The 17,458-nt window shown below is 59.3% G+C and carries 16 protein-coding genes; 13 read left to right on the forward strand and 3 right to left on the reverse strand.

Features of this window, described 5'->3' with window-relative positions:
- Nucleotides 1-59 precede the first annotated feature (59 nt).
- The 7 genes from F7R06_RS20345 (at nucleotide 60) to F7R06_RS20375 (ending at nucleotide 8,921) form a co-directional block, all read left to right on the forward strand.
- A complete protein-coding gene (locus tag F7R06_RS20345) occupies nucleotides 60-1,661 on the forward strand; it encodes an ABC transporter substrate-binding protein (protein WP_090316034.1) in 1,602 nt (533 codons plus the stop codon).
- A 172-nt stretch (nucleotides 1,662-1,833) separates the two neighbouring features.
- Nucleotides 1,834-3,267: an OprD family porin gene (locus F7R06_RS20350; protein ID WP_090316031.1), complete on the forward strand. Its 1,434-nt coding sequence runs from the start codon at nucleotides 1,834-1,836 to the stop codon at nucleotides 3,265-3,267.
- Nucleotides 3,268-3,344: 77 nt separating this feature from the next.
- A complete protein-coding gene (locus F7R06_RS20355) occupies nucleotides 3,345-4,940 on the forward strand; it encodes an ABC transporter substrate-binding protein (RefSeq protein WP_090316028.1) in 1,596 nt (531 codons plus the stop codon).
- 73 nt (nucleotides 4,941-5,013) lie between these two features.
- Nucleotides 5,014-6,024 carry an ABC transporter permease subunit gene (locus F7R06_RS20360; protein WP_090316025.1) on the forward strand — a complete coding sequence of 337 codons (1,011 nt, stop codon included), beginning with the start codon at nucleotides 5,014-5,016 and terminating at the stop codon, nucleotides 6,022-6,024.
- A gap of 11 nt (nucleotides 6,025-6,035) precedes the next feature.
- Nucleotides 6,036-6,962, forward strand: a complete 927-nt coding sequence (locus tag F7R06_RS20365) for an ABC transporter permease subunit (RefSeq protein WP_090316022.1) — start codon at nucleotides 6,036-6,038, stop codon at nucleotides 6,960-6,962.
- 10 nt (nucleotides 6,963-6,972) lie between these two features.
- Complete coding sequence (locus F7R06_RS20370) at nucleotides 6,973-7,941, forward strand: ABC transporter ATP-binding protein (RefSeq protein ID WP_047537600.1); 969 nt, start codon at nucleotides 6,973-6,975, stop codon at nucleotides 7,939-7,941.
- Entirely contained in the window at nucleotides 7,941-8,921 is a 981-nt protein-coding gene (locus tag F7R06_RS20375) for a peptide ABC transporter ATP-binding protein (RefSeq protein WP_090316018.1), read from the forward strand. The genes F7R06_RS20370 and F7R06_RS20375 overlap by 1 nt, the downstream gene beginning before the upstream one ends.
- A gap of 156 nt (nucleotides 8,922-9,077) precedes the next feature.
- Here F7R06_RS20375 and F7R06_RS20380 read toward each other — a convergent pair whose 3' ends face one another.
- Nucleotides 9,078-9,335: a hypothetical protein gene (locus tag F7R06_RS20380; RefSeq protein ID WP_090316014.1), complete on the reverse strand. Its 258-nt coding sequence runs from the start codon at nucleotides 9,333-9,335 to the stop codon at nucleotides 9,078-9,080.
- Nucleotides 9,336-9,564: 229 nt separating this feature from the next.
- Here F7R06_RS20380 and F7R06_RS20385 point away from each other — a divergent pair, with 229 nt between their 5' ends.
- The gene (locus F7R06_RS20385) at nucleotides 9,565-9,930 is read left to right on the forward strand and encodes a nuclear transport factor 2 family protein (RefSeq protein ID WP_090316011.1); all 366 of its coding nucleotides are present in this window, start codon (nucleotides 9,565-9,567) and stop codon (nucleotides 9,928-9,930) included.
- 180 nt (nucleotides 9,931-10,110) lie between these two features.
- Here F7R06_RS20385 and F7R06_RS20390 read toward each other — a convergent pair whose 3' ends face one another.
- Nucleotides 10,111-11,694 (reverse strand): peptide chain release factor 3, encoded by a 1,584-nt coding sequence (locus F7R06_RS20390; RefSeq protein ID WP_090316009.1) that lies wholly within the window; start codon nucleotides 11,692-11,694, stop codon nucleotides 10,111-10,113.
- Between the two features lie 473 nt (nucleotides 11,695-12,167).
- Between F7R06_RS20390 and F7R06_RS20395 the strand changes: the two genes are divergently transcribed.
- From F7R06_RS20395 to F7R06_RS20410, 4 genes are read left to right on the forward strand one after another with little or no spacing between them, the layout of a single operon-like run.
- Nucleotides 12,168-12,884, forward strand: a complete 717-nt coding sequence (locus F7R06_RS20395; RefSeq protein ID WP_090316006.1) for an ABC transporter permease — start codon at nucleotides 12,168-12,170, stop codon at nucleotides 12,882-12,884.
- 20 nt (nucleotides 12,885-12,904) lie between these two features.
- The gene (locus tag F7R06_RS20400; protein ID WP_090316003.1) at nucleotides 12,905-13,798 is read left to right on the forward strand and encodes a glycine betaine ABC transporter substrate-binding protein; all 894 of its coding nucleotides are present in this window, start codon (nucleotides 12,905-12,907) and stop codon (nucleotides 13,796-13,798) included.
- Between the two features lie 13 nt (nucleotides 13,799-13,811).
- Nucleotides 13,812-14,465, forward strand: a complete 654-nt coding sequence (locus tag F7R06_RS20405) for an ABC transporter permease (RefSeq protein WP_090316001.1) — start codon at nucleotides 13,812-13,814, stop codon at nucleotides 14,463-14,465.
- Nucleotides 14,462-15,619 (forward strand): osmoprotectant ABC transporter ATP-binding protein OsmV, encoded by a 1,158-nt coding sequence (locus F7R06_RS20410; protein ID WP_090315998.1) that lies wholly within the window; start codon nucleotides 14,462-14,464, stop codon nucleotides 15,617-15,619. The genes F7R06_RS20405 and F7R06_RS20410 overlap by 4 nt, the downstream gene beginning before the upstream one ends.
- Nucleotides 15,620-15,707: 88 nt before the next feature.
- Here the strand turns inward: F7R06_RS20410 and F7R06_RS20415 are convergent, their stop codons facing one another.
- Complete coding sequence (locus tag F7R06_RS20415) at nucleotides 15,708-16,271, reverse strand: hypothetical protein (RefSeq protein WP_139204747.1); 564 nt, start codon at nucleotides 16,269-16,271, stop codon at nucleotides 15,708-15,710.
- Here F7R06_RS20415 and F7R06_RS20420 point away from each other — a divergent pair.
- On the forward strand, nucleotides 16,270-17,433 hold the full coding sequence (locus F7R06_RS20420; protein WP_090315995.1) for a type III PLP-dependent enzyme: 1,164 nt from the start codon (nucleotides 16,270-16,272) through the stop codon (nucleotides 17,431-17,433). The genes F7R06_RS20415 and F7R06_RS20420 overlap by 2 nt on opposite strands.
- Nucleotides 17,434-17,458: the final 25 nt, after the last annotated feature.

The raw sequence follows: 17,458 nt of genomic DNA on the forward strand, positions 1-17,458 counted from the left end.
TCCACGTCCCCGGACGGGACGAAGGCTCATTGTCAAAACACTGAACGAGAGGGAGCGTTATGCGCCATACCTTGGTTTTATCCGCCTTGCTGGGCACCGGCCTGTTGGCCGCCACTTCCATGAGCCAGGCTGCCAACAACAGCCTGGTGTTCTGCTCCGAAGGCAGCCCCGCTGGCTTCGATACCGCGCAGTACACGACCGCGACCGATAATGACGCCGCCGAGCCGCTGTACAACCGTCTGGCAGAGTTTGAAAAAGGCGCGACCAATGTCGTACCGGGCCTGGCCACCAGTTGGGATATATCCGAGGACGGCCTCAAATACACATTCCACCTTCGTCCTGGTGTGAAATTTCATACAACCAAGTACTTCACACCGACTCGCGACTTCAACGCTGATGACGTGTTGTTCACATTCAATCGAATGCTCGATCCGCAACACCCTTTCCGTAAGGCTTACCCGACCGAATTTCCGTATTTCAACGGCATGAGCCTGAACAAGAACATTGCCAAGGTCGAAAAGACCGGGCCGCTGACCGTAGTCATGACGCTCAACAGCGTCGACGCCGCGTTCATTCAGAACATCGCGATGAGTTTTGCCTCTATTCTCTCCGCCGAGTACGCCGACAAGCTGCTGGCCGAAGGCAAGCCGAGCGACATCAACCAGAAGCCGATCGGCACCGGGCCGTTCGTGTTCAAGAGCTACCAGAAAGACTCGAACATCCGCTACACCGGCAACAAGCACTACTGGGACCCAAGCCGGGTCAAGCTCGACAACCTGATTTTCGCCATCAACACCGATGCGTCGGTACGCGTGCAGAAGCTCAAGGCCAACGAGTGCCAGATCACCTTGCACCCGCGCCCTGCCGACGTCGCCGCGCTGAAAAACGATCCGAAGCTGCAACTGATCGAGAAGCCCGGCTTCAACCTCGGCTACATCGCCTACAACGTGCGCCACAAACCGTTCGACCAGCTTGAAGTGCGCCAGGCGCTGGACATGGCGGTCAACAAGCAAGGCATTCTCAACGCCGTTTACCAGGGCGCAGGGCAACTGGCCGTCAACGCCATGCCGCCGACCCAATGGTCCTACGACGACACCATCAAGGACGTCGCCTACAACCCGGAAAAAGCCAAGGAATTGCTCAAGGCTGCCGGTGTGAAAGAAGGCACCGAAATCACCCTCTGGGCCATGCCGGTCCAGCGTCCGTACAACCCCAACGCCAAGTTGATGGCCGAAATGCTCCAGGCTGACTGGGCGAAGATCGGCCTCAAGGTCAAGATCGTCAGCTATGAGTGGGGCGAGTACATCAAGCGCACCAAGAATGGCGAGCACGACATCAGCCTGATCGGCTGGACGGGTGACAACGGTGACCCGGACAACTGGCTGGGCACGCTGTACAGCTGCGATGCCATTGGCGGCAACAACTATTCCATGTGGTGCGATCCGGCTTACGACAAGCTGATCAAGCAGGCCAAGGTCGTGACCGATCAAGGCCAGCGCACCGTGCTTTACAAACAGGCGCAGCAGTTGCTCAAGCAGCAAGTACCGATCACGCCTATCGCCCACTCGACGGTCAACCAGCCGTTGAGCGCCAAAATCGAAGGGTTCAAGGTGAGCCCGTTCGGTCGCAACGTGTTCTCGGGTGTCAGCATCGATAAATAAAACCGTGTAGTTGAAAACGCCGGGGGCGCATGGCGCCCTCACGCCAGCGTGTTGCCGTAATTCGCCCATAAGGCGTACAGCAAACGTTTGCGATGCGTGCAATGAGTTCCAAAGCAATAGCCGATTCATCAAAAAAGAACGGCATAAAAAAAGAAAGTAAGGAGCTTTACCCATGAAACTGAGCAGCACCGCGATACTGGCCTTGGCCATCAGCAGCGTAACAGCCACGGCTTACGCAGAAACCCAGAGCCAGGCGTACACCCCGGTTACTGTGAATGAGAAAAGTGCTCAAAGCGAAGCCACTGGTTTTGTTGAAGGCCAGTCGATTAGCGGCACTACCCGTAACTGGTACGCCAACGAGCAACTGCAACGCGGTGGCAAGTTCCAGTACAAGAAGGACGGCGTTTCGACCCCGACCGACCGCCGGATCAACTGGGTTCAGGGCACCATCGTCAAGTACAACTCGGGCTTCACCGAAGGCACTGTCGGTTTCAGCACTGAAGTGGCGGCCTACAACGCCATCGCACTGGATCGTGACCGCAAGGACCTGGCCTCCAACAACGGCGGCGCACCGGGCACTCGCCCAGGCGCGGGTAACAACCGTACCCTGACCACCGAAGGTGGCGACGCTCAAGGCCAGTGGAGCAAAATGGGCCTGGCCAACGTCAAGGCCCGTGTCTCCAACACCACCCTGACCGCAGGCCGCATGAACTTCAGCAGCCCGATGGTCGACGTAATCGGCAACCGTGCGCTGCCTTCGAGTTTCGAAGGTGTGGCGATCCACAGCGAAGAGCTGAACAACCTGGCTTTCGACCTGGCCACGTTCGATCGCAACTCACCGCGTACCGAAGAAAGCCAGCGTAAATTCCGCACCGAATACGCCAACGGCATCGTTGAAACCGACCACGTCTACACCGGAGGTCTCACCTACACCCCGTTTGCCAGCCTGACCACCAGCCTCTGGGCCACCCAGGCCGAAGACATCTGGAACCAGTACTACTTCGGCGCCAACCATGTCCTGGGCGATAGCCAGGTCCTGAGCCTGACCACCGGCCTGAACTACTACAAGACCAAGGACGAAGGCAAGGCGCTGATCGGCAAGATCGACAACGACACCTACTCCCTGTCCTTGGGCCTCGCTCACCAGGCCCATAGCCTGACCTTCTCGTATCAGGAAGTGAACGGTAACGAGTACTTCGACTACCTGCACGAAACCAACGGCATCTACCTGGCCAACTCCCTGCTGTCGGACTTCAACGGCCCGAACGAAAAATCGTTCCAGATTGCCTACGGTCTGAACATGGCCGAATACGGCGTGCCAGGCCTGAAGTTCAACATCTACCAGGCTCGCGGCTGGGGCATCGACGGCACTCACTACACCGGCAACGGTGGTGTAGCGGGCAAAGGTTACGACGGCATTCAGTCGATGGACGGCGAAACCCATTACGAATACGGCATCGGTGCTTCCTACGCCGTACAAAGCGGTCCGCTCAAGGCCACCACCGTACGCGCGACCTACACCGCTCACCGTGCCAGCGAAAACCAGGCTGACGGCAGCATCAACGAGTTCCGTCTCGTGACCACCGTTCCGTTCAACATTCTGTAAACACGCCTACCCGACGGCTGGCTCGTGAGGGGCCGGCCATCGGGTTTTCCTGATCAACCGATTGCAGAGGGTTCTTGATGAAAATGCTTCCCCTACGTGCGGCCATCGCGGCCGCGTTGCTGAGTGTCGCGGTTGGCGTGTCGGCCAAACCCCTGGTCGTCTGCACCGAAGCCAGCCCCGAAGGCTTCGACATGGTCCAGTACACAACTGCAGTCACCGCCGACGCAGTGGCCGAAACCATCTTCAATCGCCTGGCTGACTTCAAGCCTGGCACCACCGAAGTGATTCCGGCACTGGCCGAATCCTGGGACATCAGTGAAGACGGCCTGAACTACACGTTCCACCTGCGCAAAGGCGTCAAGTTTCACACCACCGAATACTTCAAGCCGACCCGCGACATGAATGCCGACGACGTGGTCTGGAGCTTCCAGCGTCAGCTGGACCCGAACCACCCATGGCACAAACTGTCGAGCGTGGGCTTCCCGTACTTTGAAAGCATGGGCTTCAAGGAACTGCTCAAAAGCGTAGAGAAAATCGACGACAACACGGTCAAGTTCACCCTGACCCGCCGTGAAGCGCCGTTCCTGGCCGACATCGCCATGGCCTTCTCGTCGATCTACTCCTCCGAGTACGCCGACCAGTTGCTCAAGGCCAACAAGACCGGCGACCTGAACAACAAACCGGTGGGCACCGGCCCGTTCGTCTTCCAGCGCTACAACAAGGACGCCCAGGTTCGCTTCAAGGCCAACCCGGACTACTTCCGTGGCAAGCCGCCAGCCGAGGCGCTGATCCTGGCCATCGCCACCGACAACAACGTACGCCTGCAGAAACTCAAGGCCAACGAGTGTCAGGTCGCGCTGTATCCGAAGCCGGATGACATTCCGAGCATCAAGAAAGACCCGAACCTGAAAGTCGACGAACTGAACGCCATGACCGTTTCGTACGTCGCCATGAACACCACGCACAAATACCTGAGTGACGTGCGCGTACGTAAAGCCATCGACATCGCCTTCGACAAGGAAGCCTATGTCAACGCCCTGTTCGGCAAAGGCAATGCGACAGCGGCGGTCAACCCGTACCCGGACACCCTGCTGGGCTACAACCACAGCCTGAAGAACCCGGCCCACGATCTGGACAAGGCTCGCGCCCTGCTCAAGGAAGCCGGCGTACCGGAAGGCACGACGTTCACCCTGTTCACCCGCAACGGTGGCGGCCCGACCAACCCGAACCCGATGCTCGGCGCGCAGATGATGCAGGCTGACCTGGCCAAGGTCGGGATCAAGATCGACATCCGCGTGATGGAATGGGGGGAAATGCTCAAGCGCGCCAAAAACGGCGAACACGACATGGTTTCCGCCGGATGGGCGGGCGATAACGGCGACCCGGATAACTTCCTGACGCCTATGCTAAGTTGCGAAGCCGCGAAGAACGGCGAAAACTACGCCCGCTGGTGCAATGACAAGTTCCAGGCACTGATTGACCAGGCCCGAGAAAAAACCGACCCGGCCGAGCGTGCAGCCTTGTACGAGCAGGCTCAGGTTATTTTTAATCAGGACCAGCCGTGGATCAGCATGGCGCACACTAGAATGTTTACAGCAATGCGCAACAACGTAGAGGGTTATCACATTAGCCCGCTCACCACGAATAACTTCGCCACCACCCAGGTGAAGTAGATAAGAAACTCCCGGCATTCCTGAACCCAGGCATGCCGGGCACGCCTAACCGGCTGATGAGGTACACCACACGATGTTTAGTTTTATTGCCCGCCGACTGGGGTTACTGATCCCCACGTTCTTCGGCATCACCTTGCTGACTTTCGCGTTGATTCGCATGATCCCTGGCGACCCCGTGGAAGTCATGATGGGCGAACGCAGAGTCGACCCGGAAATGCACGCTCAGGCAATGGAACGCCTAGGTCTGAACAAACCCCTGTATGCCCAGTACCTGGATTACATCGGCAAACTGGCTCACGGCGATCTCGGGGAATCCCTGCGTACCCGTGAAAGCGTCTGGACCGAGTTCACCTCTCTCTTCCCCGCGACCCTGGAGCTGTCCATGGCCGCACTGTTGTTCGCCGGCATCCTGGGCCTTCTGGCCGGGGTGATCGCGGCACTCAAGCGAGGGTCCCTGTTCGATCATGGGGTCATGGGTGTCTCGCTCGCGGGATACTCGATGCCGATCTTCTGGTGGGGCCTGATCCTGATCATGTTCTTCTCGGTATCCCTGGGCTGGACCCCGGTATCCGGGCGGATCGACCTGCTGTACGACATCGAGCCGCGCACCGGTTTCATGCTCATCGATACCTTGCTGGCCGATGACGTCAGCGCCTTCTTCGACGCCCTGCATCACCTGATTCTGCCGGCCATCGTGCTCGGCACGATCCCGCTGGCGGTGATCGCTCGGATGACCCGTTCGTCGATGCTCGAAGTACTGCGTGAGGACTACATCCGTACCGCCCGCGCCAAAGGCCTGTCGCCATCGCGCGTGGTGTTCGTGCACGGTCTGCGTAACGCGCTGATTCCGGTGCTGACCGTGGTCGGCCTGCAAGTCGGCACCCTGTTGGCCGGTGCGGTCCTGACTGAAACCATCTTCTCCTGGCCGGGTATCGGTAAATGGCTGATCGAAGCCATTGGCGCCCGGGACTACCCGGTTGTGCAAAACGGCATCCTGTTAATCGCCTGCCTGGTGATTCTGGTCAACTTCGTAGTGGACATCCTCTACGGCTTTGCCAACCCACGCATCCGTCATCAGCGCTGAGGTCAATACCCATGAGCACTCCAACTTCCTCAGTAGCCGCCACCGCCTCCGCCGCGGATCAAAGCCTGCTGTACCCGTCGCCGTACAAAGAATTCTGGCAAGCGTTTTCCAAGAACAAAGGTGCCGTTGCCGGCCTGCTGTTCATGCTGCTGGTGATTTTCTGCGCCATCTTCGCCCCGTGGGTCGCGCCGCATAACCCGAGCGAGCAATATCGCGACTTCCTGCTGACCCCGCCGGCCTGGCTGGAAGGTGGGCAGATGCAGTTCCTGCTCGGTACCGATGAACTGGGTCGTGACCTGCTGTCGCGCCTGATCCAGGGTTCGCGCCTGTCCTTGCTGATCGGCCTGTCGTCGGTTGTCATGTCGCTGATCCCGGGGATCCTGCTGGGTCTGTTCGCCGGGTTCTTCCCGCGCGTGGTCGGCCCGACCATCATGCGTCTGATGGACATCATGCTGGCCCTGCCGTCCCTGCTGCTGGCCGTGGCGATCGTCGCCATCCTCGGCCCAGGCCTGATCAACACCGTGATCGCCATCGCCGTGGTGTCCCTGCCGTCCTACGTTCGTCTGACCCGTGCTGCGGTGATGGGCGAACTGAACCGCGACTACGTGACCGCCGCGCGCCTGGCCGGTGCCGGCCTGCCGCGCCTGATGTTCGTGACCGTGCTGCCCAACTGCATGGCGCCACTGATCGTTCAGGCGACCCTGAGCTTCTCCTCGGCGATTCTCGATGCCGCCGCACTGGGCTTCCTCGGCCTTGGCGTACAACCGCCAACCCCTGAGTGGGGCACCATGCTGGCCTCGGCCCGCGACTACATCGAACGCGCCTGGTGGGTCGTCAGCCTGCCTGGTTTGACCATTTTGCTCAGCGTGCTGGCAATCAACTTGATGGGTGACGGCCTGCGCGATGCGCTGGACCCGAAACTCAAGAACGCCGCCTGAGGAGATTCCAATGTCCCTGTTAGAAATCAAGAATCTCAACGTTCGCTTTGGCGACAAGAACGCCGTTCCCGTGGTCGATGGCCTCGACCTGAAAGTGGACAAGGGCGAAGTCCTGGCCATCGTTGGCGAATCGGGTTCCGGCAAGTCCGTGACCATGATGGCGCTGATGGGCCTGATCGAGCATCCGGGGATCGTCACCGCCGACGCCCTGAATTTCGATGGCAAAAACATGCTCAAGCTCAGCAACCGTCAGCGTCGGCAAATCGTCGGCAAAGACCTGGCCATGGTCTTCCAGGACCCGATGACCGCGCTGAACCCTAGCTACACCGTCGGTTTCCAGATCGAAGAAGTGCTGCGCCTGCACCTGAAAATGTCCGGCAAGGCTGCGCGCAAGCGTGCCATCGAACTGCTGGAAAAAGTTGAAATCCCGGGCGCTGCCAGTCGTATGGACGCCTACCCGCATCAACTGTCCGGCGGTATGAGCCAGCGTGTTGCCATCGCCATGGCCATTGCCGGCGAACCGAAACTGCTGATCGCCGACGAACCGACCACAGCCTTGGACGTAACGATTCAGGCGCAGATCATGGACCTGCTGCTGGCGTTGCAGAAAGAGCAGAACATGGGCCTGGTACTGATCACCCACGACCTCGCGGTCGTGGCCGAAACCGCTCAGCGCGTGTGCGTGATGTACGCCGGTCAAGCGGTCGAAGTCGGCCAGGTGCCCCAGTTGTTCGACATCCCGGCGCACCCGTACAGCGAAGCGCTGCTCAAGGCGATCCCGGAACACAGCCTGGGAGCCTCGCGCCTGTCGACCCTGCCGGGCATCGTGCCCGGCCGTTATGACCGTCCGCAGGGCTGCCTGCTGTCGCCGCGCTGCCCGTATGTGCAGGACAACTGCCGTGCGCAGCGTCCGACCCTTGACCCGAAAAGCAACAGCCTCGCCCGCTGCTTCTACCCGCTGAACCAGGAGGTGGCGTAATGGCCGTCGTTCTTACCGCCCGCGACCTGACCCGTCACTACGAAGTGTCCCGTGGCCTGTTCAAGGGTCTCGCCACCGTTCGCGCCCTCAACGGTGTGTCGTTCGAACTGGAGGCCGGCAAGACCCTCGCCGTCGTAGGCGAGTCCGGTTGCGGCAAATCCACCCTGGCCCGTGCCCTGACACTGATCGAAGAGCCGTCCTCGGGCTCCTTGAAAATCGCCGGCCAGGAAGTGGCCGGTGCCGACAAGGCCCAGCGCAAGCAACTGCGCAAAGACGTGCAGATGGTGTTCCAGAGCCCGTACGCCTCGCTGAACCCACGGCAGAAAATCGGTGATCAACTGGCCGAGCCGCTGCTGATCAACACCAACCTGTCGGCCACCGAACGTCGCGAGAAAGTCCAGGCGATGATGAAGCAGGTGGGTTTGCGTCCCGAACACTACCAGCGCTATCCGCATATGTTCTCCGGCGGTCAGCGCCAGCGGATCGCCCTCGCCCGCGCCATGATGCTGCAACCGAAAGTGCTGGTGGCCGACGAACCGACCTCGGCGCTGGACGTATCGATCCAGGCCCAGGTGCTGAACCTGTTCATGGACCTGCAGCAAGAGTTCAACACCGCCTACGTGTTCATCTCCCACAACCTGGCGGTGGTGCGCCACGTCGCCGATCACGTGATGGTGATGTACCTCGGTCGTCCAGTGGAAATGGGCCCGAAAGAGGACATCTACACCCGTCCTCTGCATCCCTACACCCAGGCGCTATTGTCGGCGACGCCAACCATTCACCCGGATCCGGACAAGCCGAAGATCAAGATCGTCGGCGAACTGCCCAACCCGCTGAACCCGCCGCCCGGCTGCGCATTCCACAAGCGTTGCCCATACGCCACCGAGCGTTGCAAAACTGAAGAGCCGGCCCTGCGCCTGCTGGACAGTCGTCAGGTGGCTTGCCACTACGCCGAGCAATTCCTCGACGGCGCGGCATAAAAAACTGTAGGCGCGAGCCTGCTCGCGATGACGCCCTTTCAGTCAATATTTTTATCGACTGATCCACCGCTATCGCGAGCAGGCTCGCTCCCACAGGGATTGTGTTAACCGAACCCCTTCCATTTCCGCTGGAAGGGGTTTTCTTTTGTCTGCAATTTACGACTGGCTATCGCCTTCCTCGTCGTCACTGGAATCCGGTTCGTCGGTGGTCGAGTCATCACCGTTATCCGCGCCGCCCTGGCCCTTATCACCCGCCTCCGATTCGGACTTGGCGAGCATCATTCCACTGTCTCCGCCCTGCCCGCTCATCGCCTGGGTAGCGTGGTTCTCACACTCGGCCCAGACCGCCGCACTGCCGAGGGACAGCATCACGAAAACCTTCAACAGCAATACAACGCGTAGCAACCTGTTCATAGCCGATTCCATCCTTTCGCAGGTGAAACTCAAGTGCCTGGCTGGCGCTGAGTAAAATCTAGTTCCGATCAGCCGGGTTCTCCAGACTAGAGGGTATCGACTCGGCGGAAATGCCATTGGCGTGGAGATTGGTTTGCGATAAAGGTTATGCCGAAAAAATCGTAAGAACACAGCACTCGGCAGACTATCGAAGGTTGTGATCTTCAATGCTCAAAAAAGGACCAGGGCCATGGATCTGTCTCAAACACTTCTGCAACTCGAACAACGTCTCCTTTCACCAGCAGCGCGACGCAATGGCGAAGAGCTCTCCCACCTGCTCGCCGCCGACTTCATCGAGTTCGGCGTCAGCGGCAACATCTGGAACAAGGCCGACGTGGTCGAGCAGTTGCCCCAAGAGCACTTCACGCAACGGACCATCAGCCAGTTTGCCGTTAAACCACTGTCAGAGCACACCGCCTTGGTGACTTACCACTGCCACGTCGAAACCCTTGGCCAGCAACGCTCCATCGGCAGTTTGCGCAGTTCGATCTGGCGAAAGCAGGATGAGCAATGGCAAATGGTTTTCCATCAGGGAACACTTTCGTCGCAGCGGTAACCCTCATTCTGTGTAGGAGCGAGCTTGCTCGCGATGGAGGTCAACGATGGTGCGCACCTCCTGACTAAACGCGGCGCGGCTGGAATCATCGCGAGCAGGCTCGCGCCTACAGGGAATGCAACAGGCAACAAAAAACCCCGCAGCTCTCGCAACGGGGTTTTGGGTGTTTCAACTCAGCGCTTAGTGATGCTCGCGCGTTGCACGGAATTTCACGTCCGGCCAGCGCTCTTCCATCAGCGCCAGGTTGACCCGCGTAGGCGCGAGGTAGGTCAGGTGACCGCCGCCGTCCAGGGCCAGGTTTTCCACAGCCTTGTTGGAGAATTCCTCGAACTTCTTCTTGTCACTGCATTCGACCCAACGCGCCGAGTAGACGGTGATCGGCTCGTAGGAACACTCGACCTTGTATTCCTCCTTCAGGCGGCTGGCGACCACATCAAACTGCAGCACACCGACGGCGCCGAGGATGATGTCGTTGCTGCGCTCCGGGAAGAACACCTGGGTCGCGCCTTCTTCGGCCAGTTGTTGCAGGCCCTGGCGCAGTTGCTTGGATTTCAGCGGGTCCTTCAGGCGTACGCGGCGGAACAGTTCCGGGGCGAAGTGCGGGATGCCGGTGAAGCCCAGGGTTTCGCCTTCGCTGAAGGTGTCGCCGATCTGGATGGTGCCGTGGTTGTGCAAACCGATGATGTCGCCGGCGTAGGCTTCTTCCAGTTGCTCACGTTCGGAGGAAAAGAAGGTCAGCGCGTCGCCGATCCGCACGTCTTTGCCGGTACGCACGTGGCGCATCTTCATGCCTTTTTCGTACTTGCCGGAGCAGATGCGCATGAAGGCGATGCGGTCGCGGTGTTTCGGGTCCATGTTCGCCTGGATCTTGAAGATGAAGCCGGAAAACTTCTCTTCCACCGGCTCCACGGTGCGCTCGTTGGCCACACGTGCCAGCGGACGCGGGGCCCAGTCGACCACGGCGTCGAGTACATGGTCGACACCGAAGTTGCCCAGCGCCGTACCGAAGAACACCGGGGTCAGTTGACCGTCGAGGAATTCCTGCTGGTTGAACTCGTGGCAGGCGCCCTGCACCAGCTCCAGCTGTTCGATGAAGCGCTCGTACTCGTCACCCAGGTGGGCGCGGGCTTCGTCGGAATCGAGTTTCTCGATGATCTTGGTTTCGGTGCGCTCGTGGCCGTGACCGGCGGTGTAGACGATGATGTAGTCGTCGGCGAGGTGATACACGCCTTTGAAATCGCGGTAGCAACCGATCGGCCAAGTGATAGGCGCGGCCTTGATCTTGAGGACCGCTTCGATTTCGTCGAGCAGTTCGATCGGGTCACGGATGTCACGGTCGAGTTTGTTGATGAAGCTGACGATCGGCGTGTCACGCAGGCGGCAGACGTCCATCAGGGCGATGGTGCGTGGCTCTACACCCTTACCGCCGTCGAGGACCATCAACGCCGAGTCGACCGCGGTCAGGGTACGGTAGGTATCTTCGGAGAAGTCTTCGTGACCCGGGGTGTCGAGCAGGTTGATCATGTGCTCGCGATACGGGAACTGCATGACCGACGTGGTAATCGAGATACCCCGCTGCTTTTCCATTTCCATCCAGTCGGAGGTGGCATGGCGGTCGGATTTGCGAGATTTCACCGTGCCGGCTACCGCAATCGCCTTGCCCATCAGCAAGAGCTTCTCGGTGATGGTGGTTTTACCGGCATCGGGGTGGGAAATAATGGCGAAAGTGCGGCGTTTCGCGACTTCGGCGGCCTGTTTGGTCATGGGAAATCGCCTGGCAGGTGATTCAAAAAAGGGCGGCGAGTATAGCGCAAACCGTCCATCACAGACCACCGCTCGGCCCGTCGACTGCGGTGATCAACAGATCCCTGCAGGGCACTAAAGGTGGCCAGAGGCTGCCGATTATGGAACCTTTTAAAAGGTGGAGGCGTCCACTCCCCTGTTACGGCTTTCGTCAGGGGCTGAAAAATCAGCAAGTTAGCCTGACGAGGCTGCGCTTATGGCTCGATAAGCCGTACGCGTTCCGCCTGTAGGAGCGAGCCTGCTCGCGATGGACGTCAACGATAACGCGGGGTACCTGAATGTACGCGTTGTCTGGACGTTTTTCGCGAGCGAGCTCGCTCCTGCAGTGGAATGCGCCCGGCATGAGCTGCTTCTCGCGAACGTTGATTTCCCGGCAGCCAGGAATGGCATGCCACACGGGACTGCGTTCGCCGACTGAAAAAAGGAGTCCGCCTGTGGCTATTCGCTATGGCAAAGGGCTGATAGGAGGCGCGCTGGTCATCGCCCTTCTGGCCCTGCTGATCCACTGGATCGGCATCAACACGATCGAACACTACCGCGACGATTTGTTGTTTTACCTGCAAGCTCATCTGATTCTCGTCCTCGCTTCCATGCTGGCCGCCCTCGTCGTGGGCATCCCCGCCGGCATCTTCCTCAGCCGCCCGACCATGGTCGGCCGCGCCGAACGCTTCATGCAGGTCTTCAACATCGGCAACACCGTCCCGCCCCTCGCCGTGCTGGCCATCGCCCTGGGCATCCTCGGCATAGGCAGCGGTCCCGCGATCTTCGCCCTGTTCCTGGCCTCGCTGCTGCCGATCGTGCGCAACACCTATGAAGGCCTGAAAAACGTCCAGGGTTCGCTCAAGGAGGCGGCCGTCGGCATCGGCATGACCCCGCGCCAGGTGCTGTGGAAAGTCGAATTGCCCAACGCCGTGCCGATCATCATCGGTGGCGTGCGCGTGGCACTGGCCATCAATGTCGGCACGGCGCCGCTGGCGTTCCTGATCGGCGCCAACAGTCTCGGCAGCCTGATTTTCCCCGGCATCGCCCTGAACAATCAGCCGCAACTGCTACTGGGCGCGGCCTGCACGGCCCTGCTGGCCCTGCTGCTCGACGGTCTGGTGACGCTGGCCAGCCGAACCTGGCTCGAACGCGGCTTGCGCCCGTCTTAAGTCTCGGCAAAGGAACTCTCATGAAGACATCTAGCTTTTTATTAGGCTGCGTACTGCTGTGCGCAGGATTTGCCCAAGCGGCGGACAAACCGCTGATCCGCATCGGCGCCCGCGTGTTCACCGAACAGACCCTGCTGGCGGAAATCACCTCCCAATACCTGCGCACCAAGGGTTATGACGTGCAAGTCACCGGCGGCCTGGGCAGTAATCTGGCCCGCAGCGCCCACGAAAGCGGTCAACTGGACATGCTCTGGGAATACACCGGCGTGTCGCTGGTGGCCTACAACCATGTGACTGAAAAACTCGACAGCGAACAGTCCTACGCCCGGGTGAAAGAACTCGACGGAAAAAAAGGCCTGGTCTGGCTGACACCGTCGAAATTCAGCAACACCTACGCCTTGGCGCTGCCGAAGAACGTCGCCGATGAGTACCCGCAGATCAACACCATCAGTGATCTCAACAAGGTGCTGCGGGACGAGGCCAAGACCAACCACCTGGTGGCTTTGGACACCGAGTTCGCCAACCGTTCCGACGGCCTCGATGGCATGGTCAAGCTGTACGGCATGAACCTGACCCGTACAAACATCCGCCAGATGGACGCGGGCCTGGTTTACACCGCGCTGCGCAACGGTCAGGTATTTGCCGGTCTGGTCTACACCACCGACGGTCGCTTGAACGCCTTCAAACTCAAGTTGCTCGAAGACGACAAGCACTACTTCCCCGATTACACCGCCGCCCCGGTGGTGCGTCAGGCGTATCTCGATGCGCACCCGCAACTGGCTGAGCAGCTCAAGCCACTGGCCGAACTGTTCGACGACAACACCATGCGCCAGCTCAACGCGCGCGTTGATGTCGACCACGAAAGCCCTTCCGCCGTGGCCGCCGATTTCCTGCGCCAGCATCCATTGAACTGAACGAGGAAAAGCCATGGAATTCTTGAACGCCTTTTCCCATCTCGATTGGCCGCAGGTTTTGCACCTGACCTGGCAGCACATCACCCTGGTCGGCATCGCCGTGACCCTGGCGATACTGGTGGGTGTACCACTGGGCATCCTGATGACCCGCTTCCCGACGCTGGCCGGTCCCTTGCAAGCCAGCGCCACGGTCCTGCTGACCGTGCCGTCGATTGCCCTGTTCGGCCTGCTGCTGCCCTTCTATTCCAGATTCGGCCAGGGCCTGGGCCCGATGCCGGCGATCACCGCCGTGTTTCTCTACTCGCTGCTGCCGATCATGCGTAACACCTACCTGGCCCTGACCGGCGTCGAACCGGGCATTCGTGAAGCCGCGCGCGGTATCGGCATGACCTTCGGCCAGCGCCTGCGCATGGTCGAACTGCCCATCGCCGTGCCGGTGATCCTCGCCGGCGTACGCACCGCCGTGGTCATGAACATCGGTGTCATGACCATCGCCGCGACCATCGGCGCCGGCGGCCTCGGCGTGCTCATCCTCGCTTCCATCAGCCGCAGCGACATGTCGATGCTGATCGTCGGCGCCGTGCTGGTCAGCCTGCTGGCCATCTTCGCCGACCTGCTTCTGCAATGGCTGCAACGTTCGCTGACCCCAAAAGGATTACTCAAATGATCGAACTTCAAAACCTCAGCAAGACCTTCCAAAGCAACGGCAAAGATGTGAAAGCCGTGGATTCGGTGAGCCTGACCGTCAATGAAGGCGAAATCTGCGTGTTCCTCGGGCCGTCGGGTTGCGGTAAAAGCACCACGTTGAAAATGATCAACCGCCTGATCAAACCGACCTCGGGCAAGATCCTGATCAACGGCGAAGACACGACGGCTCTCGACGAAGTGACCTTGCGCCGCAATATCGGCTATGTGATCCAGCAGATCGGTCTATTCCCGAACATGACCATCGAGGAAAACATCACCGTGGTCCCGCGTCTGCTGGGTTGGGACAAACAGAAATGTCACGACCGCGCTCGTGAACTGATGAGCATGATCAAGCTTGAGCCCAAGCAGTATCTGCATCGTTACCCTCGGGAATTGTCCGGTGGCCAGCAGCAACGCATCGGGGTAATTCGTGCCCTGGCGGCCGATGCTCCGCTGCTGCTGATGGATGAACCGTTCGGCGCGGTCGACCCGATCAACCGTGAAATGATCCAGAACGAGTTTTTCGAGATGCAGCGGGCGCTGAACAAGACCGTGATCATGGTCAGCCACGACATCGACGAAGCCATCAAGCTGGGCGACAAGATCGCGATTTTCCGGGCCGGCAAGCTGTTGCAGATCGACCACCCGGACACCCTGCTCGCCCATCCGGTGGATGACTTTGTCAGCAACTTCGTCGGCCAGGACAGCACCCTCAAGCGCCTGTTGTTGGTGAAAGCGGAAGATGCGGCGGACAACGCGCCGTCGGTCAGCCCGCACACCCCGGTGGCCGACGCGCTGGAACTGATGGATGAGCATGACCGGCGTTACGTGGTGGTCACCGACGGCGAGAACAAGGCGCTGGGCTATGTTCGTCGTCGCGACCTGCACCGCCAGACCGGCACCTGCGGGCAATACTTGCGCGAGTTCAACGCCACTGCGGCGTACGACGAACATCTTCGCATCCTGTTGTCGCGGATGTACGAGTTCAACCGTTCGTGGTTGCCGGTGATGGATGCCGAGCGGGTGTTCTTGGGTGAGGTGACACAGGAGTCGATTGCGGCGTACCTGAGTTCGGGGCGTTCGCGCGGGATGAAGACCAATATCGTCTCGCCGGCTGAGGCAGTGGTTGCCTGATAATCGAGTAAAAAACACAAATCTCTGTGGGAGCTAGCCTGCCAGCGATTGGGGAATACCAGTCAACACTGTTTTGATGATGAAATTGTCATCGCCAGCAGGCTGGCTCCCACAGGTTCTGTGGGATTTTTGAGTGATGCACAGGCCGGAAAAAAATATCAACAGTAGAGCCTGCAAAAGCCATCCACAAACACACACTTAAATAATCAAATTCCCTCTCAGCCCAGATTCTCGCAGCCAACGTCGCCGAAGTTGACGACATTGCACTTTCTAGCGACTTGGCGCACAAAAGCGTCGAACGTGCAGGTATTTTTAACACTTCATAAATCATCCGGAACATCCGACTGTCATCTGTGTCAGTTAAAAAGGACTGTGCCGTTGCCGTGCGACAGACGAGTGCAAAAACGCGACATTTTTTGTTGATCTCAAGCCCCTCACGCCCTAAAGTTCGCGCCGAACGTCCATGCTGGAAACGATCCATCCGGCTCAAGTACTGACGACGAGACAGCAAGGCCAAGGGAAGCAACGCTACCCATGGCCTTTTTGCTTTCGGCGACATGCCTTGGGAAGTAGGCGAACCAAAGTGGGGATACGGAGGACGTTCATTTGCACCCATTGATAATTTTAGTTTGCCAGTAGGAGTTCCCAGCATGTCGATCCAGGTCGAAGACTATTTCGCGCGCGAAACCTTTCAAAAAATGAAAGCGTTCGCCGACAAGCAAGAAACCCCGTTCGTAGTGATCGACACCGCAATGATCAGCCAGGCCTATGACGACCTGCGCGCCGGTTTCGAATTCGCCAAGGTCTACTACGCGGTCAAGGCCAACCCGGCCGTGGAAATCATCGACCTGCTCAAGGAAAAAGGCTCGAGCTTCGACATCGCCTCGATCTATGAGCTGGACAAAGTGCTGAGCCGTGGCGTCAGCGCCGACCAGATCAGCTACGGCAATACCATCAAGAAATCCAAGGACATCCGCTACTTCTACGAGAAGGGCGTGCGTCTTTACGCAACCGATTCCGAAGCGGACCTGCGCAACATCGCCAAGGCCGCACCGGGTTCGAAAGTCTATGTGCGCATCCTGACCGAAGGCTCGACCACTGCCGACTGGCCACTGTCCCGTAAATTCGGCTGCCAGACCGACATGGCCATGGACCTGCTGATCCTCGCTCGCGACCTGGGCCTGGTGCCTTACGGCATCTCCTTCCACGTCGGCTCGCAACAGCGCGATATCAGCGTCTGGGACGCGGCAATCGCCAAGGTCAAAGTGATCTTCGAGCGCCTGAAAGAAGAAGACGGCATTCAACTGAAGCTGATCAACATGGGCGGTGGCTTCCCGGCCAACTACATCACCCGCACCAACAGCCTGGAAACCTACGCGGAAGAAATCATCCGCTTCCTCAAGGAAGACTTCGGTGACGACCTGCCGGAAATCATCCTGGAACCAGGCCGTTCTTTGATCGCCAACGCCGGCATCCTGGTCAGCGAAGTGGTATTGGTCGCACGTAAATCCCGTACCGCTGTAGAGCGTTGGGTGTACACGGATGTGGGCAAGTTCTCCGGCCTGATCGAAACCATGGACGAAGCCATCAAGTTCCCGATCTGGACCGAAAAGAAAGGCGAGATGGAAGAAGTCGTCATCGCTGGTCCAACCTGCGACAGCGCCGACATCATGTACGAAAACTACAAGTATGGCCTGCCGCTGAACCTGGCCATCGGCGATCGCCTGTACTGGCTGTCGACCGGTGCCTACACCACCAGCTACAGCGCCGTTGAGTTCAATGGCTTCCCGCCGCTGAAATCGTTCTACGTGTAAGTACGTCACGCACAAACAAAAAAGC

The organism is Pseudomonas moorei (genome assembly GCF_008801475.1).
Classification (GTDB): domain Bacteria; phylum Pseudomonadota; class Gammaproteobacteria; order Pseudomonadales; family Pseudomonadaceae; genus Aquipseudomonas; species Aquipseudomonas moorei.